Source organism: Pseudomonas fluorescens (assembly GCF_902497625.1).
Lineage (GTDB): Bacteria > Pseudomonadota > Gammaproteobacteria > Pseudomonadales > Pseudomonadaceae > Aquipseudomonas > Aquipseudomonas fluorescens_BQ.
On the sequence record NZ_CABVGX010000022.1, the window covers coordinates 26,924 to 49,478 of the forward strand.

Sequence of the window (22,555 nt, forward strand, 5' to 3'; positions counted from 1 at the left end):
GTTTGCATGTTCGACTCGTTCGCTTGTAGGAGTGAGCCTGCTCGCGATGAGGCAGCACATGCAACATCTCTGTTGTCTAGTGTACCGCTATCGCGAGCAGGCTCACTCCTACAAGGGGTGGTGTCAATTCCTGGAAATCTGACCTGCCGGCATAGGGTCCTTGCTGCGCCAGTGCGGCAGGGAGTTCCAATAGCGCTCGCCCTTCGCGTCGTCATACATGCCTTCCCAGCGGGAGATGACCAGCACGGCCAGTGCGTTGCCGATCACGTTCAGTGCGGTACGGGCCATGTCCATAATGCGGTCGACACCAGCGATAAACGCCAGACCTTCCAGCGGAATGCCAACGCTGCCCAGTGTGGCCAGCAACACCACGAAGGACACGCCCGGAACACCGGCGATACCTTTGGAGGTGACCATCAGCGTCAGCACCAGCAGCAATTGCTGGCTGATCGACAAATCGATGCCATACAACTGCGCAATGAAGATGGCCGCAATGCTCTGATACAGCGTCGACCCATCGAGGTTGAACGAGTAGCCGGTCGGCACCACAAAGCTGCAGATCGCTTTCGGCGCGCCGTACGCTTCCATTTTCTCGATTACGCGCGGCAGCACGGTTTCGGAACTGGCGGTCGAGTAAGCCAGTACCAGCTCATCCTTGAAGATGCGCATCAGCTTGAGCACCGAGAACCCGAACAGGCGCGCAATCAGGCCCAGTACCACGAAGGCGAAGAAGATGATCGCGACGTAAACCAGGATCACCAGTTTGGCCAGCGGCAACAGCGAGGCGAAACCGAAGTTGGCCACGGTCACGGCGATCAGTGCGAAAACGCCGATCGGGGCATAGTTCATGATCATGTGGGTGACTTTGAACATGCTTTCCGACACGCCCTGGAACATCGTCACCAGCGGGTCGCGCAATTCCGGCTTGAGGCTCGACAGACCGAGGCCGAACAACACCGAGAAGAAGATGATCGGCAGCATCTCGCCACGGGCAACGGCGGCGAAGATGTTCGAAGGAATCAGGTTGAGGATGGTTTCGATGAACGCGTGTTCATGCTGAACCTCGGCCGCCGTCGCCTGGTACTTGGAAATATCCACGGTTCCGAGGGTGCTCATGTCGATGCCAGCACCGGGGTGGAACACGTTGGCCAGAACCAGACCGACCACGATGGCAATCGTGGTGACGACCTCGAAGTAGAGGATGGTCTTCAGGCCGATGCTGCCGAGCTTCTTCGCATCACCAACGCCGGCGATCCCAACGATCAACGACGAAATCACGATCGGGATCACGATCATCTTGATCAAGCGGATGAAGATATCCCCTGCCGGTTGCAGGACGTTGCTGATCCACCAGGCTTTTTCTGCGCTGAAATGGTTGAGCAGTGCACCGATTGCAATCCCCAACACCAGACCTATCAGGATCTGCCAGGCGAGGCTGATTTTTGCCTTCTTCATATCTTTACCCTTACTTGCGTTTGAATCAGGCAGATGCGGGAACCGGGACGCTTGTGGCGAAAAAATTCAACGCAGCTGCCGCGTATAAGGTGCCCAGATCCGCATTTCCACGGCTCTCTGGCAGGCGAAAAAAGGCGCAACTATTCCGATGCAAGGAAGCAACGTCTAATGCCGTAAACGATTACCCTATGCCGAATCGGCATGATCATTTTGTTACAAAGTCGCGTCCATCCTGATTGGAATACGACATTTCGGCAGGCGAGAGTACGGTGAACCGGCCACATGCGGACCATTCGGGCAGTTATAGGAGATGGAAATCAGCGATATTCGAGTGCTCTTCGACCGGGCCTGAAAAAAAAATTGCTATAGAAAACAGCAAGATTTTCTCGATATACGGTCGTACGAAGGCTTTGGAAAAAGTACAAGGGGGGTAATAGCGAGGAGGAGAAGGCATCGGTGCCGAATGGATCGTCGCCTGTATAGCATTTACAACATAAGCCCTTCGCAAGTTCGACGGGCACAGGCCCGGCGAACTTGCGACGCAGCTATTTCCTGACCCGGCCCTTGCGCAGGCACTCCATGTGCCCGTAGGTCACTCCGCCCTTGAAACAGGCAGAACGTCCCGACCCCTTGGTCGTGCACCGACCTTATTAGGTGGCGCATGTTGAAAGAAGCCGCGTAGCTTCCTTCAAGTTTTGAAATCAGTACCAGTTTGGATCTTTTTTCAGCTGTTCCATCAGAAGCTTCTGCATACCTTCGTCCGGTTCGCCCAGGAACCGATAGTCGGCATGTCGCGTTGGCGATTTGTCGGCAGGTAACCCTGCAGGCACTTCCACCAGCATTGCGTAAGCATCTTCTTTGTCGAAACTGAAGGCCACGATCAAGCGTTTGTTCAGGCAAGTGCTTTGAGTTTCGCAAAGCGGCCCGACCAGATACTTGTCGCCATCCTCTTCAACTGCATTCATTTGCTGAGCGTCGCCGGTCAGGTTCATCACCCATTCCGGAAGGCGCTCTTCCTTTTTCACCACATCCGTCCATGTTTCGCGGTATTGCGGGTCGGCATTCAACAGCTCGTTGACCCGCGCCTGGCCATCATTGGCCGCCGATGCAATGGCACTGCCGCCCAGCAACAGGGCGGCTGCCAGCATTTTCAGTGAAACGTTCATCTTCACCCTCGACCGCGACGGCCAAAGAAGAACGAGACAACAAACATCACCAGGAATACGACAAAGAGAATCTTGGCGATACCCGTGGCGGTGCCCGCGATACCACCAAAGCCCAACACTGCAGCGATGATGGCAATGATCAAGAATGTAATTGCCCAACTCAACATGGTGATTCTCCTTACATTGCTATTTTGAGATAATGCTTGTGGTGCTGTTCCCGGCGCCTGCAGCTCGCCAAGGTTGATTACTTAGAAAACCCAACGTTCCTGATGCGGTACGTCATCGACCGTCTGAGCCTGGTCAACGTCCATCATCCGCATCGAAGCGCTGTCGGCAGCAGTCACGTTGGTGGCGCTGAAGTGGGATTGCATCGGATGTTGCATCGACACTCGTGGCGCTTCCTGTTCCTGGCTCTGCTTCCAGTGCTGGTACTGCTGGACGGCGATCAAGGTGATCAGCAGCGCCAGGACAGCAAACAGCCCCTGTTGGATATGCAGTGGCGAGATACGCAATTGGGCGGCACGTTGGCGAGTCATCCTGAAGCTCCTCCCACATCGGGTGAATTTGTTAAAAGGCATCGCTTGGAGTGCCTTGGATGAACAGACCATTGCAGCCTGCATGCCAGTTTTCTGCGTCCGATAAAATGTATGCAAATCAATGGCTTACGCTAATTACCAAAATGTTGTCGGACGCATCCTGCACGATGGTTCTTTTGCGGTCGTGCGTAATGCACGATAAATTCGTAGGAGTTTTCGTTATTTTTGAATTGATGATGCGTAGCGGATGTCAGAAGGGGACGTCAGAGCCAGGCCGCAGGCCGCTTATCCGATAAAAAAACAACAAAATCAGTGGATTAGCCGTAGTGTGAAGAGAGAGCTATCCCGAGGTGGCCGAAATCGACCAGAATTAACCATGCAACTTGCCCGATTTTTCCGGGACTAACCAAGATCATTCATTAAGGAGCGTAGGAAAGATGGAATCAGCCACTGAGAATCAAGGCCGCATTCTGCTGGTGGACGACGAGTCCGCCATCCTGCGTACTTTTCGTTATTGCCTGGAAGACGAGGGCTACAGCGTTGCTACTGCCAACAGTGCGACCCAGGCTGAGGCGCTGTTGCAACGGCAGGTGTTCGATCTTTGTTTCCTCGATTTGCGTCTCGGTGAAGACAACGGTCTTGATGTGCTGGCGCAGATGCGCATCCAGGCACCCTGGATGCGGGTGGTCATAGTTACCGCTCACTCGGCGGTCGATACCGCGGTGGATGCGATTCAGGCTGGTGCTGCTGATTATCTGGTCAAGCCTTGCAGTCCGGACCAGTTGCGCCTGGCGACTGCCAAGCAACTGGAAGTGCGGCAACTTTCGGCGCGTCTGGAAGCTCTTGAAGGTGAAATACGCAAACCCAAGGATGGTCTGGATTCCCACAGCCCCGCCATGAAGGTGGTGCTGGAAACGGCGCGTCAGGTCGCCGGTACGGACGCCAACATTTTGATTCTCGGTGAGTCGGGCACTGGTAAAGGGGAGTTGTCCCAGGCAATTCACGGCTGGAGCAAGCGTGCGAAAAAGTCCTGTGTAACCATCAACTGCCCGTCCCTGACCACTGAATTGATGGAAAGCGAACTGTTCGGTCACACCCGCGGCGCTTTTACCGGTGCCAGTGAAAGTACCTTGGGGCGTGTCAACCAGGCGGATGGCGGCACATTGTTTCTTGACGAAATCGGCGACTTTCCCCTCGCGCTGCAGCCAAAGTTGCTGCGTTTCATCCAGGACAAGGAATATGAGCGCATCGGCGATCCGGTCACCCGGCGGGCTGATGTGCGGATACTCGCTGCTACCAACCTCAATCTGGAAGACATGGTCCGCGATGGTCGCTTCCGCGAAGATTTACTCTATCGCCTGAACGTCATCACTCTGCACCTGCCGCCGCTGCGCGAGCGGCGCGAAGACATCCTCAATCTCGCCGACCGTTTCCTGGCCCGCTTCGTGAAAGAGTATGCGCGGCCGGCACGCGGTTTCAGCGAGGAGGCGCGTGAGGCGCTGCTCGGTTATCGCTGGCCCGGCAATATTCGAGAGCTGCGCAACGTGGTGGAGCGAGCGAGCATCATCTGCCCACAGGAAAAGGTCGAGATCACTCATTTGGGTATGGCCGAGACTCCAGTCAACAATGCGCCACGCATCGGTGCTGCATTGAGTCTGGATGAGTTGGAAAAGGCCCACATCGGCGCAGTACTGGCTACGGCGGATACTCTCGACCAAGCCGCTAAAACACTTGGGATTGACGCTTCAACGCTGTATCGCAAACGCAAGCAGTACAACCTGTGAGCCTTCTCGGATGAAACTGGCGATGAAGTTGCGAACACGGCTCTTCCTGAGTATTTCAGCACTGATCACCGTAGCGTTGCTGGGCCTGCTGCTTGGCCTCGCCAGCGTGTTGCAGATGAGCGCCACCCAGGAAGCGCTGATTCGCGACAATTCCATCACCCTCGACCTGGGCCTAAAGTTGCGCCAGGCGCTGGGCGATCAGTTGATCATGATGCTGCGCGACAATCCCGACATGGCTGCGTTTGACGCATCCCGACAGCAGTACTTTCAGTTGCTTGATCAGGGCATTGCCCATGAACAGGGCCGGAATCGGGGTAACTACGGTTTTGTCCAAGCCAAAACTGACTACCAAAGTTTTCTCCAGGCGCTGGATTTCTCGCGCGATCCGGCGCATGTACTCAGCGGCAATCAGGACCTCACCGAAAAATTCAACGTCTTGCGCAACGGCCTGATCATGGAGCACAAGGACGCGCTGGATAACATCAACGACACCCAGCGCCAGGCCCGTGAGCGGGCACTATTGATTGCCGGAACACTAGGGCTGGTCGGACTGGCGGTGCTGATTATCGGTTTCATCACCGCCCATGGGATCGCGCGGCGTTTTGGTGCGCCCATCGAGGCGCTGGTCCAGGCGGCAGACGATATCGGCCAAGGTAATTTTGAGGTGACCCTGCCTGTTTCTTCCGCAGAGGAAATGAATCAGCTGACCCAGCGATTTGGAATCATGGCCGAAGCATTACGTCAGCATCAGGCAACCAACATTGATGAATTGCTCGCTGGGCAACAGCGTCTGCAAGCAGTGCTCGACAGCATCGATGATGGTTTATTGATGATTGACCGCGAGGGCCGTCTCGAACACCTCAACCCGGTAGCGCAGCGGCAGCTGGGCTGGGACACCGACCGTCTGGGTCAGGGACTCGGTTCGGCACTTGAACGTCCGGAACTCGACGCGCAGCTGCAGATGGTGCTGCGCGGTGGCACTTTGGAGCGCGCACCGGATGACCTCAGTATCGAAGTAGACGGCGAATCTCGCTTGCTGACTTACAGCCTGACCCCGGTCAGCCATACACAGGGCCATATCCTCGGCGCCGTGATGGTGTTGCATGACGTCACCGAGCAACGTGCATTCGAGCGGGTGCGCAGTGAGTTTGTCCTGCGCGCGTCTCATGAACTGCGTACCCCGGTGACGGGCATGCACATGGCATTCGGCCTGTTCCGCGAGCGTGCGCATTTTGCTGCCGATTCACGGGAAGCCGATCTGCTCGATACCGTCAACGAAGAAATGCAGCGGCTGATGCAGCTGATTAACGATCTGCTGAATTTTTCCCGCTACCAGAACGGTTTGCAAAAACTCACGCTGGCGCCATGTTCCATCGACGAGTTGCTTGAGCAGGCACGCGTTCGTTTTGCCGATGTCGCCGGCGAGCAGGGCATTGATCTGTTAGTGGAAGTGCAGGGGCCTTTGCCTTGGCTTCAGGCTGATCAACCGCAACTGGACCGGGTTCTCGACAACCTGATCGATAACGCGCTTCGCCATACTGGCACGGACGGCCAGATTCGCCTTCAGGCCCGACGTCATGGTGAGCGGGTGATCATCAGCGTCGAAGACAATGGCGAGGGCATTGCGTACGGCCAGCAGGGGCGCATCTTCGAGCCGTTCGTGCAGGTAGGCCGCAAAAAGGGTGGGGCCGGACTTGGTCTGGCACTGTGCAAGGAAATTGTGCAACTGCATGGCGGGCGAATGGGCGTTTATTCGCGGCCGGGGCAGGGGACGCAGTTCTACATGGCCTTGGCGGTTTGAGGCCTTTTACGCTTCGTCATTAATTCGCCGCCCGGCCATACGTCGACCCCGGGTAATCAGTTCAATGAATTGCACGGCACTCAAGGCGTGGGCGAATAACCATCCCTGCCCAAATTTAACCCCCTCGCTGCTGAGAAAAGCGGCTTGCGCCTCATGCTCGATGCCTTCGGCAATCACCTTGAGTTGCAGCGCCTGGGCCATGTGGATGATATGTGGCGCCACGCCGCTACTGGCGGCGTCGTGCCCCAGTGCATCAATGAAAGCCTTGTCTATTTTCAGACAGTCCACCGGCAATGTCTGCAAGTAAGCGAGGCTGCAGTAACCGGTGCCAAAATCATCTATCAGCACCTGATGCCCGACATCGCGTAAAGCCTGCAAATTTTCCCTGGCCACTACCACATCCACCAGGCCTCGCTCGGTAACCTCGAAAGCGATCTGCCGCGCGGCAACCCGATGCAGTGTCAACAATCGCGCCATCACTTGGCCGATCCGCGGCACCATGACGTCGCACGCGGCCAGGTTGACCGAAATGTACAGTTGAGGATTGGCCCGCAACAAATGTCCCAGCTGTTCCAGCAGGCGCTGCAGAACGAAATCAGTCATCTGACGGATCTGCCCGGTGTTCTCTGCCATCGGGATGAACAGGTCGGGGCTAGTCAACGTGCCATCTGGTCGGCGCCAGCGCAGCAGGGCTTCGGCGCCAACGCAGTTACGGCTGTCGAGGTCGAAGATCGGTTGATAGAGCACCTGCAATTCCCCGCGGCGGATTGCGCCTGCCAGCTCGGCATCGAGTGACTGGCGCTGGCGTACAAGCAAGAACACCAGAAAGCCCATTAAGCCGCCTAACGCCAGGCTCCCAGGCAACAGCCACCACCAGACCGCAGGTACATGAATACCGGTCCGCGGCGTGATCAGCACCAGTTGGTATTCCGGGTTGTTGGTCGGCATGCGGTATATCAGTCGGCTTTCGGTAACTTGCAGCGCATCACGACTGCTCGGCGGCCACGGTGCAGTGGGTGGCCATCGTTGTGCAGTGCCCAGCACCGGAATCGCCCGGGAGCCATGGTCGAGCACTACCAGCAAGCTGCTTCCCGGAGACAGGTCGACCATGTCGGTCAGATGCCCCCGAGAGGTTGCCACGCGAAAGTTGCCGCGCCCGAGCATGAGCGCTGCGCGATTTTCATCGGGTTCCGTGGTGGTATTCAGCCAATAGCTGTAGGTGGGACCCTGAATATCCGGTGCGCGAATAAGCGCCAATCCTTCCCGGCGCGGGCGGTTTGAACAGATGCGCGAAGCATCCATGTAGGCGGCTTCATAGACGAAACGGTAATTGAAGGTGACCTGCTGCAATGTCGCGATCATGTCGTCGTCGCAACCTCGCAGCGGTTGCGCCTCGAGATCATCCAGGCTCTCGCGTAGCTGGCCGAACAATTGCTCGAGTCTTGCCAGAAAGCGCTCACCCTGGGCGTTCATTTCCTGACTTTCATTCAGCTCCACTTGGCGCATGGCGACGAAAAGACTGAGCGCCATCAGCAGCGTCGCACTCAAGGCGGCAGCCAGCATCGCCAAAAACCACGGGCGATAGAACCAGCTGCGTAACGTCTCTCGAGCTACAGTCATCTAGGGAATCCGAAGAATTACCAATGAGTTATAGCTGTTGATTGAGAAAACGCCTTGACCGTCGGGCGGCCGTCATTATTTTGTCTGGTTTAGAACCGCTAACAGCGCGGCTGTCTGTGCATCCGGCATACCGTCGAATCGCGCAGGTCGAAAGTGCATTTGAAACGCTGAAAGTACATGACGTGTCGCTACATCCAGTTCCCCGGTTTGTGGCGTCGAATAGCCCAGGCGGGACAGTTGCCCCTGAAACCAGCCGATACTTGGCAGTAGGGTGTTGAACTGTTGTTGCTTTCGTGCCACAGCCTGTTCGTTCGGCCACACGCCAAGACCTTCGGCGGCCAAACGTTTCCAGGGGAACAGGGGGCCGGGATCGAGTTTGCGCAACGGCGCAATGTCGCTATGGCCGATGATGCTGCGGGCACTGATGGCGTATCGTTTGCTGATGTCTTTGAGCAGGACGATCAACGATTGAATTTGCGCCTCGCTGTAGGGGTACCAGAGGCGGCTTCCGTCAGGATTTTCAGTAAAGCCGGGGTTGACGATCTCGATGCCGATCGAGCTGGAGTTCAACCATGTTCGGCCTTGCCACTCGCTTTCACCGGCATGCCAGGCGCGCACGCCTTCATCCATCAGCCGGTAGATCGTAGCGTCGTTGTCGTCGCCGATCAGGTAATGGCTGCTGACTTCGCCGTGGGTCAACAGTTGCAGTGAGCGTTCCAGCGAGGCGGAGGTGTAGTGCACCACCACAAACTGGATGCGACTGTCGTAATTGACGGAAGCGTGACTGGTGTCGAATTTCGGGCCACTGCTGCAACCGGCCAGCAGAATCAGCGACGTGATGAGAGCAAAAAATTTCATGGCAGAAGGCAACACGTAAATGACATTAATGCAACAGTGTAACGTACCGCCTTGCCTGAGGATGGACGGCGCTTCAATTTAAATGAAACGGAACATTTTCTCTTAACCCGATTCCATGCGGTTGCGCCCGGCGTGTTTGGCGCGATACAGCGCCTGATCGGCTCTTTTGAGCACGAGATCACTGTGTTCTCCCGATCTGAACGCGGTGAAGCCGATTGAAAGGGTGATGGTGACCGGCTCGCCCTTGAAGTGAAACGGGCAGGCCTCAATGGAGGCGCGCAGATGTTCAAGAAGCTTGAGGCCCGTGGCTGGAGTGGTATCCGGCAATAACAGAACAAACTCTTCTCCACCAAAACGGGCGATGAAGTCAGTACCGCGCAAGCGATTGCGTAACACGCCGGCGATGATCTTCAGCACCTTGTCACCGGCCAGATGGCCATAGCTGTCATTGATACGTTTGAAGTGGTCGAGGTCGATTATGGCCAACAGCAGGGTGTTGCCGTGTTGCTGCCATTGATTGATTTCCCGCTCGAGCCGCTCGCCCCAGGCGGCGCGGTTGGGCAGCCCGGTCAACGGGTCGATCAAGGCTTTCTGGCGCTGTTCTTCCAGGTGCTCGCGGTAACCCATGGCTTCCTGCTCCATGTGGGCCACGCGTTCGGCAAGCCCTTGCAAGCGGGCCGCCACTTCCTGCTCACGCTCATCGCGCTGCTGGCGGTGCTGGTCCATCGTTCCGAGCAAACCTTCCAGATGATTTTCCAGCACATGCTTGAGGCCTTCCAGGTCGGCAGCTTCCTGCATACTGCAGTGCAAACCGTCGACCTGTTCACGAATCTGCGTGTCCATCTCGCGCGCCGCAGAGCGGCTGTCCGCATGCCCGTCGCTGGCGGCTCGCAGATTGCTCTGGAAGGCTTCCAGGCGTTCGTTGAGCTGTTGCAGATAGGTTTCGAATTCATGCTGGCCGCTGTCGGTAATGGCCAGCATCAGGGTGGCCAGATCATCCAGAATCGGCAGCAGTTCGTACCAGTTCAGCCCGTTCTGCAAACGCTCGCGCATGGCCTCGGCTTGTGGCTGATGCCGCTCCGGCAAGGACAAGTCGTCGAGCAGGCCCAACAATGTATCTTCAATATGCCTGGCGACCGAGCTGTAGGAGGGTTCGGGAGAATCCGGCAGGGCGTAGAGAATGTCGAGTTCCGCTTGTTCCGGATCGATGGCCGCCAATGCCTGCGCCATGGCGGGCGGCAAGGGCAAACGGTCCAGCAACAACGCCGCCGCCCATTCGTCAGTATTGTCGCTCGGCTGGACGCGTGGGGAAGGGACGATGTCCGCTTGTTCTGCCAGGGTTATCTCGGGCTGGCGCTGAGGCGGTGCAATCGGTGCCGGTTGCAGCGCTTCGACTGTGGGGAGCTCGACGATTTCTGCGGGCGCGGGGACATCGGTTTCAAAGTGGCTGGCGGTGGTAACGGTCGGCGCAATTGGTCGCGCCAGTGGCGCGTTGGTGGACTCTGCAATCGCCGGCGTTGCCTCTGGAGCCGGCTGGACGATCGCTTCAATCGGCATAGGCCTGGACGCAAAGGTGTCGGCGACGGTGGCTTGCTGCACTGTGTCTTGCGCTTCACGACTGCCAAACAAGCGCTGCAGCAAACCCGGACGCTCAGGCTCGGCGCGGGACTCTGTCTGACTTAACGCTTTGCCCTGCAACCCGCTCAGTTCACTGAGTAGCAGCGGAATTTCGCGGGCGTGGCTGACGCGGTCATCCAGCTGCTTGGCGAAACTCTTCAGGGGCCGGCTCACTTCGCGGGGCAGCGGCAACGTCTGCAATTGCGTCACCAGCGCAGACAGCGCGGCACTGGTCTGGCTGACACGGGTTTCTCGGCGTTGTTCAGAGTCGAGTACGGCTTTTTCCAGGCGCGGGAGCAGGGCCGCCAAGCCGGCATCCATGTCATTGGTACGGATAACGTCGCGCATTTCCTTCATGCATTGATCAACCGCGCGGTCTGTACCTTCTGCGGCGAGAGTGCTGCGCACCAGCCCGCGACGCAGCAAGTCGAGCCGCGCCTCCCAGCGCCGCTCTAGCTTTTCCTGTTGCTCAATGCTTTTGAGGTATTTCTCTTTCCAGCGCTGTGCTTCGTCGCTCATTCAAGGGTTCCGCGATGGGCAGGACTCAGCGCGGGCAATGCATCGGCCGTGAGCGAACCCGGCAGACGAATCTCTACCGCGACCGGCAGGTGATCGGAAATGGGATGTGCCAGCACCTGGACCTTTTCAAGGGTCAGGGTCGGACTCAACAAAATATGATCCAGGCAGCGCTGCGGACGCCAGCTCGGGAAGGTAGCTTCCAGTTGCGGTGCGATCAGGCCGAGATCGCGCAACGGCGAATTCTGCAGCAGGTCACTGGCGTGGGTGTTCATGTCGCCCATCAACACCTGATGCTTGTAGCCGCCTATCAGCTCACGGATATACGCCAACTGCATGCTGCGGGTACGTGGCCCAAGTGCAAGGTGCATCATGACCACCACCAGCGCTTCCGGGCCTTCGCCGAACCTGACCAGAATGGCCCCGCGACCTTTCGGCCCCGGCAGCGGATGATCTTCGATCGCCCACGGGCGCAGGCGGCTCAGGACACCATTGCTGTGCTGGCCGAGTCTTCCGAGATTGCGGTTGAGTTGTTGATACCAGTAAGGGAAGGCGCCCAGTTGAGCCAGGTGCTCGACCTGATTGACATAGCCCGAGCGCAGGCTGCCGCCATCAGCTTCCTGCAAGGCGACCAGATCGAAGTCGCCTAGCAGGTTGCCGATCTTTTGCAGATTGTCGGCACGCCCGATGTGCGGCAACAAGTGCTGCCAACCCCGGGTCAGGTAGTGCCGATAGCGCTCTGTGCTGATGCCGACCTGGATGTTGAAACTGAGCAAACGCAGACGGCTGTCTGCGGGCAGGCCCGTCGATTCCAGATGATGCTCGTTGACCCGCGGATCATGCAGGCCAACGACGCGTTCATTTCTCCAGCGGCGCATGGCAGTCGCCGCGCTTAGTTGGCAGCAGCCTTGGTTGCCGCTCGCTCCTGGTCGACCAGTTTGTCGGCCAGTTGCAGAGCTTGTTCAGCGCCACCGGCGGAGCCGATGTCAAAGCGGTATTTGCCGTTGACGACCATGGTAGGTACGCCGGTGATTTCATATTTCTTGGCCAGCTCTTTGGCCTGATTCACTTGCCCCTTGATGGCGAAGGAGTTGAACGTGGCGAGGAATTTGTCCTTGTCGACACCTTGGGTAGCCAGGAACTCGGCCATCTCTTCCGGCGTTACCAGCTTCTTGTGTTCTTCCTGGATAGCCTTGAAGACCGCAGCATGAACTTTATGCTCGACGCCCATTGATTCAAGAGTCAGGAACATTTGCCCGTGTGCATCCCATGGGCCGCCGAACATGGCTGGAATACGTTTGAAATTGACGTCGGAGGGCAATTTCTCAACCCAAGGATTGATCACTGGCTCAAATTTGTAGCAATGCGGGCAGCCATACCAGAACAGCTCCACGACTTCGATCTTGCCGGGCACTGCTACCTGAACCGGATTGGCCAGTTCGACATAAGGTGCGGCGGGTGCTTCGGCAGCCTGGACGGACATGCCGAACAGGCTGGCAGCGGCCAGAGCGGCGCTGATGATCAGATTACGCATGCTTTACTCCTGGACAAATGGGGTCACCTCGCGCGACCTGTTTTCAGACAGATCATGGCGGGCTCGAGTGCTGTAGTGTAACGGTAGCGGCCATAAAAAAGGGCAGCCGCAGCCACCCTTTTTATACTTGCTGCGACGGATTAATAGAGCGTTAACGTTGCAGGAGATGTACGCCCCTGGCGACGCTCAATCCGCACTGACTCAGTGCAGGCCCTGAATGTAGCTGGACACTGCGGCGATATCTTCGTCGCTCAGTCGCTTGGCAATAGTCTGCATGGTTTTGGTGTCGCCGTCGTTATTGCGGCCGCCTTCTTCCTTGCGGAAGTCAGTCAGTTGTTTGGCGATGTATTGAGCATGCTGGCCGCCCAGGTGTGGGAAACCGGCGGGTGCGTTGCCTTTGCCGTCTGGCGAGTGGCAGCCGGTGCAGGCTGGCAGGCCCTTGGCCAGGTCGCCGCCACGGAACAATGCTTCACCGCGAGCCACGAGTTTCGGGTCGGCGGCGCCCACGCTGCCTTTCTGGCTGGCGAAGTAGGCAGATATATCAGCCAGGTCCTGATCGCTCAGGTTGGTCAGCAGGCCGGTCATTTCAAGTACGACACGTTTGCCGGATTTGATGTCATGCAACTGCTTGTTCAGATAACGCTCGCCCTGGCCTGCCAGTTTCGGAAAGTTAGGCGCCATGCTGTTGCCATCCGGGCCATGACAGGCGCCACATACTGCGGCTTTCGCCTGACCAGCAGTCGCATCACCTGCAGCATGGGCTACGCCCGAGATCCCCACGGTCAACAGCAGACTCACGATCAATTTGTTCATCAGCTAATCCAACTACGGCTAAGGGTTAAAGAGTTATGGGCCGGGATCACTCGCTCATCCACTGGATGATGGCTCGGTAATCCTCGGCACTGCAGTCCATGCACAAACCACGCGGCGGCATCGCCTTGAAACCCTGGGTAACGTGTTGCACCAGCGTCTCCATACCTTTCGCCAGCCTCGGCGTCCAGGCTGCCTGATCGCCTTTTCTGGGCGCCAAGGGTAGTTGGCCGGAATGACACGCACCACAAACACGGTTGTACACAGCTTCCGGATCCTGTGTAGCCTGAGCGCTGTAAAGCGGCATCAAGATACCGGCAGCTAGCAGCCATTTCGTCATAAAACGACCTTTTCAGGGTTGAGAGCGTTCTGCGTTCTAATGCGCAATCAGGGTCAATCGCTCTCGTGAACTTCATCCTACGCTGGGACAAAGCGCACACAAAATCTGCGGCATTATATACTGGCGTCACTGAAACGGAAACGACACCGCTTGCCGCGTCCATTCCTGGCGCCGCCCACATCGGAAATCCCATGCAACTCAAGAATCCCATCCTCGGCCTGTGCCAACAGTCCACCTTCATGCTCAGTGCCGCCAAAGTCGATCAATGCCCTGACGATGAAGGCTTCGAAGTGGCCTTTGCCGGCCGTTCCAACGCCGGTAAATCCAGCGCTTTGAACACCCTGACGCACGCCAGCCTGGCGCGGACCTCGAAAACCCCGGGTCGCACGCAACTGTTGAACTTCTTCAAGCTAGACGATGATCGTCGTCTGGTCGACCTGCCGGGTTACGGTTATGCGAAAGTGCCCATTCCGCTGAAGCTGCACTGGCAGCGTCACCTGGAAGCTTATCTGGGTGGTCGCGAGAGTCTGAAAGGGTTGATCCTGATGATGGACATCCGTCATCCAATGACCGATTTCGATCTGTTGATGCTCGATTGGGCAGTCGCCAGCGGCATGCCAATGCACATTCTGCTGACCAAAGCCGACAAGCTGACCTACGGCGCGGCGAAGAACGTGTTGCTCAAAGTCCAGGCAGAGATCCGCAAGGGTTGGGGCGATGCGATCAGCATTCAGCTGTTCTCGGCACCCAAACGACTGGGCCTGGAAGACGCCTACACTGTACTGGCGGGCTGGATGGAACTGGCGGATAAGGGCGCGGAGCCTGTCGGGCAATAAACTGCAGGCAAAAAAAACCCCGGACTTCTTATGGGGAGGGGGAAGTTCGGGGTCCAAGCTCCGGACCGCTAGGGCGGGGTCCGGATATCTGCCAACACTTAACACAACATAGGAGCATTGAACGGCTTCACCAGCCATTCAGTTACTCTGAGTGAGCGTTCACAGGTTTAGTTCCGGGCGATCAGAAACCATTTGAAATAAACCGGTTCGATATTTTGAATATGCCAGTCTCTCTCGCGGCATAGCTTGCCCGTGTGGCCACCTGATTTGCTCATCTTTGCACCTGATTGTTGCGAGTTGTTTCCGTTGGATTGCGCAGCGATCCCCAAAAAGGGACTGCTGCGCAGTCCAACGGGGACAAGTCCCCTCGCCACAGATCCCTTTCCGGAATTCGCTCCTACGAAAGCACGATCAATGTGCTTCGTCCCAATTGTTTCCCACACCTACTTCGACCAGCAGCGGCACATCAAGCTTCGCTGCCTCGCTCATGTGCAGACGAATTTCCTCGCGAACCTTGTCGACCAGATCTTCACGCACTTCGAGCACCAATTCATCGTGCACCTGCAGGATGACTTTGGCGTCCAGACCGGACAACGTCAGCCAGTTATCCACAGCCACCATGGCTTTCTTGATGATGTCAGCTGCGGTGCCTTGCATCGGCGCGTTGATCGCGGTGCGTTCGGCGCCTTTGCGCAAGGCCGGGTTCTTCGCATTGATTTCCGGCAAATACAGGCGGCGGCCGAAGATGGTTTCAACGAAGCCTTGCTCGGCAGCTTGCGCACGAGTGCGCTCCATATACTCCAGCACGCCGGGATAGCGGGCAAAGTAACGGTCGATATACGCCTGGGATTGCTTGCGATCCACCCCGATCTGCTTGGCCAGACCAAATGCGCTCATGCCGTAGATCAACCCGAAATTGATCGCCTTGGCACTCCGGCGCTGATCATTGCTGACGTCCGCCAGCGCAACCCCGAACACTTCCGCTGCGGTGGCCCTGTGCACATCAAGGTCGTTACGGAAGGCGTGCAGCAAACCTTCATCCTTGGCCAGGTGCGCCATGATCCGCAGTTCGATCTGCGAATAGTCAGCGGCCAACAGTTTGTAACCTTTCGGCGCGACAAAAGCCTGCCGAATCCGTCGGCCTTCGGCAGTGCGGATAGGGATGTTCTGCAGGTTGGGATCGATCGACGACAAGCGTCCGGTGGCGGCGACGGCCTGTTGATAAGTCGTGTGGATACGGCCGGTGCGCGTGTTGATCTGTTCTGGCAGGCGGTCGGTGTACGTGCTCTTGAGCTTGCTCAGCGAGCGATACTGCATCAGCACTTTAGGCAGCGGATAATCCTGCTCGGCCAATTCGGAGAGCACCGCTTCAGCGGTAGACGCCTGGCCCTTGGCGGTTTTGCTGAGTACCGGCAAACCGAGTTTCTCGTAAAGGATCACGCCCAGTTGCTTGGGTGAGCCGAGATTGAACTCCTCGCCGGCGATAGCGAAGGCTTCACGCTCCAGTGCCACCAGTTTCTCGCCCAATTCGACGCTCTGGATGCCCAACAGGTTGGCATCGACAAGCGCCCCCTGACGTTCGATCCGCGCCAGCACCGGCATCAATGGCATTTCTATTTCGTTCAGCACTTTGTTCAGACTCGGCGTCGCTGCCAGTTTTTCCTGCAGGGCAAGGTGCAAACGGAACGTGACATCAGCATCTTCTGCCGCATAAGGACCGGCCAGCTCCAGCGAAATCTGATCGAAACTCAGTTGTTTGACGCCTTTGCCGGCAATGTCCTGGATATCGGTTTTGCTCTGACCCAGGTATTTCAGCGCCAGGCTGTCCATGTCGTGACGGGTGGCGGTCGAATCAAGCACATAGGACTCGAGCATCGTGTCGTAGGCAATACCCTGGACGAGGATCCCGTTAGCCTGATCGCCACCGATCGCGCAGTTGGCGAGGATGTTGGTTTCGAACTTGGCGTGCTGGCCGACTTTCAGCTTCTGCGGGTTTTCCAGCAGCGGCTTGAGGGCCCGCAGCACGTTGTCGCGGTCCAGCTGATCCGGCACGCCCATGTAGGAATGAGTCAGCGGAATGTAGGCCGCTTCGTTGGCTGAAACGGAAAACGCCAGCCCCACCAATTGCGCGTGTTGCGCATCGATACCGTTGGTTTCGGTGACGATAGCGATCAGCGGCGCCTTGTCGAGCTTGTCCAGCCAGACATCGAAGCGCGCCTGATCGAGGATGGTTTCGTATCGGGCTTCGACAGCGTCCGCCGGCTGCGCCTCGGCGACTTCGACAATCTCCTGACCGGAGCGCTTGGCATCGCGCTGATTTTCGTCGGACCAGCTTTTGAATTCCAGCAGGGCGTAGAGCTCGGCGAGCTTGTCGTGATCGGGCTGGCCCATCTGCAGGTCATCGAGGCCGATATCCAGCGGCACGTCGATTTTGATCGTCGCCAGTTGGTACGAGAGGAAAGCCATCTCGCGGTGCTCTTCAAGCTTGGCCGGTAAAGTTTTTGCGCCGCGAATCGGCAGCGTCGGCACGATGTCGAGCTGCTCGTAAAGCTCTTTCAGGCCACCGTTGACGCCCATCAGCAAACCAGACGCAGTCTTAGGCCCAATGCCTGGCACGCCCGGGATATTGTCGGAAGAATCGCCCATCAGTGCCAGATAATCGATGATCTGCTCGGGAGCGACGCCGAATTTCTCCTTCACGCCGTCTACGTCCAGCGCGCTACCGGTCATGGTGTTGACCAAGGTAATGTGCCCGTCAACGAGTTGCGCCATGTCCTTGTCGCCGGTGGAGATGACCACCGGTCGGTCCGCCGCCGCGCTGCTGCGGGCGAGGGTGCCGATCACGTCATCGGCCTCGACGCCATCGACGCACAGCAAGGGGAAGCCCAGAGCCTTGACGCTCTGGTGCAGCGGCTCGATCTGTACACGCATGTCGTCAGGCATGCTCGGCCGGTTGGCCTTGTATTGGGCGTACATGTCATCGCGAAACGTCCCACCCTTGGCGTCGAACACCACGGCGAACGGACTGTCCGGGTACTGCTTGCGCAGACTCTTGAGCATGTTCAATACGCCTTTGACCGCACCGGTCGGCAGGCCTCTGGACGTGGTCAGCGGTGGCAGCGCGTGGAAGGCGCGATAGAGGTAAGAAGAACCGTCCACCAGGACGAGGGGGGCTTGGCTCATGAGCACGATCAACCTTTTCGGCGGGTCCGGCGCTAGAATAGCGGGACCATTGACGACAAAGGGACAAGGTTATCATGCGCACACTAAATCGCTTGCTGCTGGCTGGCTTGTTTGCAATCGCACCGCTGGCTGTCATGGCTGCCGATGATGCGCCGACATCCGAACCTGAAGTCACGATCCGCACGGAAGGGGACAAGGTTATTCAGGAGTACCGCCAAAACGGATTCCTGTACGCGATCAAGGTCACGCCGAAGGGCGCGCCGCCTTATTTTCTGGTGCGTGCGGACGGTACCGATGCAAACTTCATCCGCTCGGATCAGCCGGATATGCTGATTCCGTCGTGGAAGATCTTCGAGTGGAAATAGTTTCTTAACTTCAACCGGCGTTGGCTCAGGCAGCGACGCCCGTACTGGCAGTTTAAAAATGTCTGTGTTCACCCCGCTGGCTCGGCCTGAGCTGGAAACCTTTCTCGCCCCCTACGGGCTCGGCCGCCTGCTTGATTTCCAGGGGATTGCCGCCGGTAGCGAAAACACCAATTTCTTTATCAGCCTGGAGCAGGGCGAATTCGTCCTGACGCTGGTTGAGCGTGGTCCGGTCCAGGAAATGCCGTTTTTCATCGAGCTGCTCGACGTGCTGCACGGCGCCGATCTGCCGGTGCCTTACGCGTTGCGCACTACCGACGGTGTCGCCCTGCGTGAGCTCGCCGGCAAACCTGCCCTGTTGCAGCCGCGTCTGGCCGGTAAACACATCAAGCAGGCCAATGCGCAGCATTGCGTACAGGTCGGCGAGTTGCTGGGTCACCTGCACCTGGCGACGCGCGACAACATGATCAAGCGTAAAACCGATCGTGGGCTGGACTGGATGCAGGAAGAGGGCACGCAGCTACTGTCGCATCTGAATGACGAGCAGCAAGCTCTGTTGCAGCGGGCGCTGGAAGAAATTGCACAGCAGAAAGCAAGAATCCTGGCATTGCCACGCGCGAATATTCACGCCGATCTGTTCCGCGACAATGCCATGTTCGAAGGCACGCACCTGACCGGGCTGATCGATTTCTACAACGCCTGCTCGGGTCCGATGCTGTACGACGTAGCTATTGCGCTGAATGACTGGTGTTCGGACGACGATGGCATTATCGACGGACCGCGGGCGAGGGCGTTGCTGGGGGCTTACGCGGCACTGCGGCCGTTCACGGCAGCCGAGGCCGAATTGTGGCCGACCATGCTGCGCGTGTCGTGTGTGCGATTCTGGTTGTCGCGCCTGATTGCGGCGCAGTCGTTTGCCGGCCAGGACGTGTTGATTCATGACCCGCAGGAGTTTCAGCGGCGGTTGGCGCAGCGGCAAAAGGTCAGCACACCGCTGCCTTTCGCCCTTTAATTGTGGCGAGGGGGCTTGGCGAAACGTCGCACCGCCCCCTCGCCACACAATCATCGGAAAATTTAAAGCGACTCCAGGCACCCCGCCAGATCATTCCCCAATTTCTCCAGGACCTGTTCATAGCCCTGAGCAGTGGCTGGCGTGTATCCGCCTAACGCATCCAGTTCCGCCAGTTTCACCGGCAAACCCGCCACCAGCGTTTCTGCCAGTCGCGGGCGCAATGGCGGCTCACTGAACACGCACGTCTTGCCCACTTCTTGCAATCGAGTGCGCATCGCCGCCACGTGCTGCGCACCGGGCTGGACTTCGGCGGCAACACTGAACACGCCGGTGTGCTTGAGGCCGTAAGCTTCTTCGAAGTAGTCGAACGCTTCGTGGAAAACGAAATACGGCTTGCCCGCGATCCCCGCCAAGCGTGCCTTCAAACGCAGGTCCAGTGCATCCAGCCGCTCCTCGAATGCTTTCAGGTTGCTCTGATAACGCGCTGCGTTGGCAGGATCGACGGCGCTCATGTCAATCGCCATCTTCGCTGCGATGACCCGAGCATTGATCGGGGATAACCACAGATGCGCATCAAGGGTGCCAGGACGATGATCGTGGTCATGGTCATCAGCTTCTTCTGAATGAGAGTGGCTATCTGCGGCGAAACGGCGAAGTTTCATGCCTGGAAGATCCTGGACGGCAACACTCGGCAACGTGCGCCCGTTGAGCACGCGGGGCATGAAGCCTTCCATGTCCGGACCGATCCAATAGAGTAGATCGACCGACTGCACCTTCCGTACGTCGGAAGGGCGCAGCGCGTAGTTATGCGGTGATGCACCTGGCGGCAAGAGCACTTCCGGAATCGCCACGCCGTCCTGCACGGCCGCAGCAATCAGCTGCAGCGGCTTGATGCTGGTCAGGACCCTGACCTCGGCATGGGCTGAGCCAATCAGTAAAAAACTTGCGAGAAAAGCGACAAACACAGAAAAAAGTCGGGACACGATGACCACTCGAAGAGGCGAGAACGGGTAACATAATAACGTCTCTCACAAAACTCGTCGCCGCCCATGCCAAAAACTCCGATAGCCAGCCGTCCCCACGACCACTCTCATTGCGTTCACAGCGCTCTGTCGGAGGCCGATGCCTTGTGCGCCCGTCAAGGCCTGCGCTTGACCGCACTGCGTCGGCGGGTGCTGGAATTGGTCTGGCAAAGTCACAAGCCGTTGGGCGCCTACGATATCCTTGCCGTGCTCAGCGAGCAGGACGGTCGCCGTGCCGCGCCGCCGACTGTCTACCGCGCACTGGATTTCCTCCTGGAAAACGGCCTGGTTCACCGCATCTCTTCGCTGAATGCCTTTGTCGGCTGCAATCACCCGGAGCATGCGCATCAGGGCCAGTTCCTGATCTGCCGCGAATGCCACGCCGCTATTGAGCTGGAGCAGAAATCCATCAGCGACGCCATTGTCAGCAGCGCCCTGGATGTCGGATTCATAGTGGAAAGCCAGACGGTCGAAGTGGTCGGTCTCTGCTCGGGCTGTCAGGGGGCTTGATGAGCAATGCGCTGATCCGTCTCGAGCAGGTGACCGTCACGTTCGCCGGGCAAAACGTGCTGGATAATATTCAGCTGAGCGTTGAGCCGGGGCAGATTGTCACCTTGATCGGCCCTAACGGCGCCGGCAAGACCACCTTGGTGCGCGCCGTGCTCGGCTTGTTGAAGCCCGACAACGGCAGCGTCTGGCGCAGGCCAAAGTTGCGCGTTGGTTATATGCCGCAAAAACTCCACGTCGATCCGACGTTGCCGCTGTCGGTGCTGCGCTTCCTGCGATTGGTGCCGGGAGTCGATCGCCCCCGCGCTTTGGCTGCGCTGAGGGAAGTTGGTGCCGAGCACGTGATCGACAGTCCGGTGCAAAGTGTATCCGGTGGTGAAATGCAGCGGGTGCTGCTGGCCCGGGCGCTGTTGCGCGAGCCGCAGCTGCTGGTGCTGGACGAACCCGTACAAGGTGTCGACGTCGCCGGCCAGGCCGAGCTCTACAGCCTGATTACCCGGTTGCGCGACCGTCACGGCTGCGGCGTGTTGATGGTCTCACACGATTTGCATCTGGTGATGAGCACCACCGACCAGGTGGTTTGCCTCAATCGCCACGTTTGCTGCTCCGGACACCCAGAGCAAGTCAGCGGCGACCCGGCGTTCGTCGAGCTGTTCGGCAAGAACGCGCAAAGCCTGGCGATTTATCACCACCATCACGATCATGCCCACGATCTGCATGGCTCGGTTGTCACTACGGCCCCGGCGGCCCAACCCCACGTTCACGGAGATGGCTGCAAGCATGGCTGATTTTCTGCTCTACGCCCTGCTTGCAGGCCTGGCCTTGGCGCTGGTCGCTGGGCCGTTGGGATCATTCGTGGTCTGGCGGCGCATGGCCTATTTTGGCGACACCCTTTCCCATGCAGCATTGCTCGGCGTGGCCTTGGGCTTCCTGCTGGACGTCAGCCCGACGGTGGCGGTGACCGTAGGCTGTCTGCTCCTGGCGGTGTTGTTGGTCACCTTGCAACAGCGCCAGCCGCTGGCGTCCGACACGCTTTTGGGAATTCTCGCACCCAGCACGCTCTCTTTGGGCTTGGTGGTACTAAGCTTCATGCACGAAGTGCGGATTGACCTGATGGCTTATCTGTTCGGCGATTTACTGGCGATCAGTCCGACCGACCTGGCGTGGATTCTCGGCGGCAGCGCGGCAGTCTTGGGGTTGTTGGTGGTGTTGTGGCGCCCGTTGCTGGCAGTCACCGTTCATGAAGAGCTGGCAAGAGTGGAAGGTTTACCGGTACCGGCCTTGCGCCTGGTATTGATGTTGCTGATCGCGGTGGTCATTGCGGTGGCGATGAAAATCGTCGGCGTGTTGCTGATTACTTCGCTGTTGATCATTCCGGCCGCTGCGGCGCAGCGTCACGCCCGTTCGCCCGAGCAGATGGCACTCGGCGCGAGCCTGCTGGGCATGCTCGCGGTGTGTGGCGGGCTGGCCTTGTCCTGGTTCAAGGACACCCCGGCCGGGCCATCGATTGTGGTGGCGGCGGCCGCATTGTTTTTGCTGAGTTTTGTTCTGCCCCGTCGAGGGGTGTAGACTTGCTCGTTTTTTGCGCAAATAGAG

Annotated in this window: 21 protein-coding genes; 8 read left to right on the plus strand and 13 right to left on the minus strand. The window is 58.1% G+C overall.

Going from position 1 to position 22,555, the window contains the following annotated elements:
• Positions 1 to 123: 123 nt before the first annotated feature.
• From gltP to F8N12_RS14915, 4 genes are all read right to left on the minus strand, one after another.
• Positions 124 to 1,455 (minus strand): glutamate/aspartate:proton symporter GltP, encoded by a 1,332-nt coding sequence (gltP, locus tag F8N12_RS14900; RefSeq protein WP_150581112.1) that lies wholly within the window; start codon positions 1,453 to 1,455, stop codon positions 124 to 126.
• A gap of 701 nt (positions 1,456 to 2,156) precedes the next feature.
• On the minus strand, positions 2,157 to 2,621 hold the full coding sequence (locus tag F8N12_RS14905; RefSeq protein WP_150581113.1) for an inhibitor of vertebrate lysozyme family protein: 465 nt from the start codon (positions 2,619 to 2,621) through the stop codon (positions 2,157 to 2,159).
• Between the two features lie 2 nt (positions 2,622 to 2,623).
• Positions 2,624 to 2,788 carry a DUF1328 domain-containing protein gene (locus tag F8N12_RS14910; RefSeq protein WP_003380232.1) on the minus strand — a complete coding sequence of 55 codons (165 nt, stop codon included), beginning with the start codon at positions 2,786 to 2,788 and terminating at the stop codon, positions 2,624 to 2,626.
• Between the two features lie 81 nt (positions 2,789 to 2,869).
• Positions 2,870 to 3,157 (minus strand): hypothetical protein, encoded by a 288-nt coding sequence (locus tag F8N12_RS14915; RefSeq protein WP_150581114.1) that lies wholly within the window; start codon positions 3,155 to 3,157, stop codon positions 2,870 to 2,872.
• Positions 3,158 to 3,594: 437 nt separating this feature from the next.
• Between F8N12_RS14915 and algB the strand changes: the two genes are divergently transcribed.
• Together algB and F8N12_RS14930 are read left to right on the plus strand one after the other, a co-directional pair.
• The gene (gene algB, locus F8N12_RS14925) at positions 3,595 to 4,941 is read left to right on the plus strand and encodes a sigma-54-dependent response regulator transcription factor AlgB (RefSeq protein WP_150581116.1); all 1,347 of its coding nucleotides are present in this window, start codon (positions 3,595 to 3,597) and stop codon (positions 4,939 to 4,941) included.
• 10 nt (positions 4,942 to 4,951) lie between these two features.
• The gene (locus tag F8N12_RS14930; protein ID WP_150581117.1) at positions 4,952 to 6,742 is read left to right on the plus strand and encodes an ATP-binding protein; all 1,791 of its coding nucleotides are present in this window, start codon (positions 4,952 to 4,954) and stop codon (positions 6,740 to 6,742) included.
• Between the two features lie 6 nt (positions 6,743 to 6,748).
• On the opposite strand, the gene F8N12_RS14935 is transcribed toward F8N12_RS14930, so the two are convergent.
• The 7 genes from F8N12_RS14935 to F8N12_RS14965 all read right to left on the minus strand — a co-directional run bounded on the left by F8N12_RS14935 (position 6,749) and on the right by F8N12_RS14965 (position 14,037).
• A complete protein-coding gene (locus F8N12_RS14935) occupies positions 6,749 to 8,362 on the minus strand; it encodes an EAL domain-containing protein (protein WP_150581118.1) in 1,614 nt (537 codons plus the stop codon).
• Positions 8,363 to 8,437: 75 nt separating this feature from the next.
• Positions 8,438 to 9,220, minus strand: a complete 783-nt coding sequence (locus F8N12_RS14940) for an N-acetylmuramoyl-L-alanine amidase (RefSeq protein WP_150581119.1) — start codon at positions 9,218 to 9,220, stop codon at positions 8,438 to 8,440.
• A gap of 102 nt (positions 9,221 to 9,322) precedes the next feature.
• On the minus strand, positions 9,323 to 11,356 hold the full coding sequence (locus F8N12_RS14945; protein WP_150581120.1) for a GGDEF domain-containing protein: 2,034 nt from the start codon (positions 11,354 to 11,356) through the stop codon (positions 9,323 to 9,325).
• Entirely contained in the window at positions 11,353 to 12,231 is an 879-nt protein-coding gene (locus F8N12_RS14950; protein WP_150581121.1) for an endonuclease/exonuclease/phosphatase family protein, read from the minus strand. Before F8N12_RS14950 ends, F8N12_RS14945 begins: the two co-directional genes overlap by 4 nt.
• Positions 12,232 to 12,245: 14 nt before the next feature.
• Positions 12,246 to 12,887 carry a thiol:disulfide interchange protein DsbA/DsbL gene (locus tag F8N12_RS14955; RefSeq protein ID WP_150581122.1) on the minus strand — a complete coding sequence of 214 codons (642 nt, stop codon included), beginning with the start codon at positions 12,885 to 12,887 and terminating at the stop codon, positions 12,246 to 12,248.
• Between the two features lie 201 nt (positions 12,888 to 13,088).
• The gene (locus tag F8N12_RS14960) at positions 13,089 to 13,700 is read right to left on the minus strand and encodes a c-type cytochrome (RefSeq protein WP_150581123.1); all 612 of its coding nucleotides are present in this window, start codon (positions 13,698 to 13,700) and stop codon (positions 13,089 to 13,091) included.
• Between the two features lie 46 nt (positions 13,701 to 13,746).
• The gene (locus F8N12_RS14965) at positions 13,747 to 14,037 is read right to left on the minus strand and encodes a c-type cytochrome (protein WP_150581124.1); all 291 of its coding nucleotides are present in this window, start codon (positions 14,035 to 14,037) and stop codon (positions 13,747 to 13,749) included.
• Between the two features lie 191 nt (positions 14,038 to 14,228).
• On the opposite strand from F8N12_RS14965, the gene yihA reads away from it, so the two are divergent.
• On the plus strand, positions 14,229 to 14,873 hold the full coding sequence (gene yihA, locus F8N12_RS14970; RefSeq protein WP_150581125.1) for a ribosome biogenesis GTP-binding protein YihA/YsxC: 645 nt from the start codon (positions 14,229 to 14,231) through the stop codon (positions 14,871 to 14,873).
• 411 nt (positions 14,874 to 15,284) lie between these two features.
• Here the strand turns inward: yihA and polA are convergent, their stop codons facing one another.
• A complete protein-coding gene (polA, locus tag F8N12_RS14975; RefSeq protein ID WP_150581126.1) occupies positions 15,285 to 18,056 on the minus strand; it encodes a DNA polymerase I in 2,772 nt (923 codons plus the stop codon).
• Positions 18,057 to 18,130: 74 nt separating this feature from the next.
• On the opposite strand from polA, the gene F8N12_RS14980 reads away from it, so the two are divergent.
• On the plus strand, positions 18,131 to 18,421 hold the full coding sequence (locus F8N12_RS14980) for a DUF2782 domain-containing protein (protein ID WP_150581127.1): 291 nt from the start codon (positions 18,131 to 18,133) through the stop codon (positions 18,419 to 18,421).
• 58 nt (positions 18,422 to 18,479) lie between these two features.
• Positions 18,480 to 19,430: a homoserine kinase gene (locus F8N12_RS14985; RefSeq protein ID WP_150581128.1), complete on the plus strand. Its 951-nt coding sequence runs from the start codon at positions 18,480 to 18,482 to the stop codon at positions 19,428 to 19,430.
• Between the two features lie 62 nt (positions 19,431 to 19,492).
• On the opposite strand, the gene F8N12_RS14990 is transcribed toward F8N12_RS14985, so the two are convergent.
• On the minus strand, positions 19,493 to 20,413 hold the full coding sequence (locus tag F8N12_RS14990; RefSeq protein WP_150581129.1) for a zinc ABC transporter substrate-binding protein: 921 nt from the start codon (positions 20,411 to 20,413) through the stop codon (positions 19,493 to 19,495).
• 66 nt (positions 20,414 to 20,479) lie between these two features.
• Here F8N12_RS14990 and zur point away from each other — a divergent pair, with 66 nt between their 5' ends.
• From zur to znuB, 3 genes are read left to right on the plus strand one after another with little or no spacing between them, the layout of a single operon-like run.
• Positions 20,480 to 20,962 (plus strand): zinc uptake transcriptional repressor Zur, encoded by a 483-nt coding sequence (gene zur, locus F8N12_RS14995; RefSeq protein WP_028619883.1) that lies wholly within the window; start codon positions 20,480 to 20,482, stop codon positions 20,960 to 20,962.
• Positions 20,962 to 21,747 carry a zinc ABC transporter ATP-binding protein ZnuC gene (gene znuC / locus F8N12_RS15000; RefSeq protein WP_150581130.1) on the plus strand — a complete coding sequence of 262 codons (786 nt, stop codon included), beginning with the start codon at positions 20,962 to 20,964 and terminating at the stop codon, positions 21,745 to 21,747. The genes zur and znuC overlap by 1 nt, the downstream gene beginning before the upstream one ends.
• Positions 21,740 to 22,528 carry a zinc ABC transporter permease subunit ZnuB gene (gene znuB, locus F8N12_RS15005; RefSeq protein WP_150581131.1) on the plus strand — a complete coding sequence of 263 codons (789 nt, stop codon included), beginning with the start codon at positions 21,740 to 21,742 and terminating at the stop codon, positions 22,526 to 22,528. The genes znuC and znuB overlap by 8 nt, the downstream gene beginning before the upstream one ends.
• The last annotated feature ends 27 nt before the right edge of the window (positions 22,529 to 22,555 follow it).

Coding starts and splice junctions, on each gene's coding strand:
- gltP (WP_150581112.1), bottom strand. CDS start 1,455: ATGAAGAAGGCAAAAATCAGCCTCGCCTGGCAGATCCTGATAGGTCTG.
- F8N12_RS14905 (WP_150581113.1), bottom strand. CDS start 2,621: ATGAACGTTTCACTGAAAATGCTGGCAGCCGCCCTGTTGCTGGGCGGC.
- F8N12_RS14910 (WP_003380232.1), bottom strand. CDS start 2,788: ATGTTGAGTTGGGCAATTACATTCTTGATCATTGCCATCATCGCTGCA.
- F8N12_RS14915 (WP_150581114.1), bottom strand. CDS start 3,157: ATGACTCGCCAACGTGCCGCCCAATTGCGTATCTCGCCACTGCATATC.
- algB (WP_150581116.1), top strand. CDS start 3,595: ATGGAATCAGCCACTGAGAATCAAGGCCGCATTCTGCTGGTGGACGAC.
- F8N12_RS14930 (WP_150581117.1), top strand. CDS start 4,952: ATGAAACTGGCGATGAAGTTGCGAACACGGCTCTTCCTGAGTATTTCA.
- F8N12_RS14935 (WP_150581118.1), bottom strand. CDS start 8,362: ATGACTGTAGCTCGAGAGACGTTACGCAGCTGGTTCTATCGCCCGTGG.
- F8N12_RS14940 (WP_150581119.1), bottom strand. CDS start 9,220: ATGAAATTTTTTGCTCTCATCACGTCGCTGATTCTGCTGGCCGGTTGC.
- F8N12_RS14945 (WP_150581120.1), bottom strand. CDS start 11,356: ATGAGCGACGAAGCACAGCGCTGGAAAGAGAAATACCTCAAAAGCATT.
- F8N12_RS14950 (WP_150581121.1), bottom strand. CDS start 12,231: ATGCGCCGCTGGAGAAATGAACGCGTCGTTGGCCTGCATGATCCGCGG.
- F8N12_RS14955 (WP_150581122.1), bottom strand. CDS start 12,887: ATGCGTAATCTGATCATCAGCGCCGCTCTGGCCGCTGCCAGCCTGTTC.
- F8N12_RS14960 (WP_150581123.1), bottom strand. CDS start 13,700: ATGAACAAATTGATCGTGAGTCTGCTGTTGACCGTGGGGATCTCGGGC.
- F8N12_RS14965 (WP_150581124.1), bottom strand. CDS start 14,037: ATGACGAAATGGCTGCTAGCTGCCGGTATCTTGATGCCGCTTTACAGC.
- yihA (WP_150581125.1), top strand. CDS start 14,229: ATGCAACTCAAGAATCCCATCCTCGGCCTGTGCCAACAGTCCACCTTC.
- polA (WP_150581126.1), bottom strand. CDS start 18,056: ATGAGCCAAGCCCCCCTCGTCCTGGTGGACGGTTCTTCTTACCTCTAT.
- F8N12_RS14980 (WP_150581127.1), top strand. CDS start 18,131: ATGCGCACACTAAATCGCTTGCTGCTGGCTGGCTTGTTTGCAATCGCA.
- F8N12_RS14985 (WP_150581128.1), top strand. CDS start 18,480: ATGTCTGTGTTCACCCCGCTGGCTCGGCCTGAGCTGGAAACCTTTCTC.
- zur (WP_028619883.1), top strand. CDS start 20,480: ATGCCAAAAACTCCGATAGCCAGCCGTCCCCACGACCACTCTCATTGC.
- znuC (WP_150581130.1), top strand. CDS start 20,962: ATGAGCAATGCGCTGATCCGTCTCGAGCAGGTGACCGTCACGTTCGCC.
- znuB (WP_150581131.1), top strand. CDS start 21,740: ATGGCTGATTTTCTGCTCTACGCCCTGCTTGCAGGCCTGGCCTTGGCG.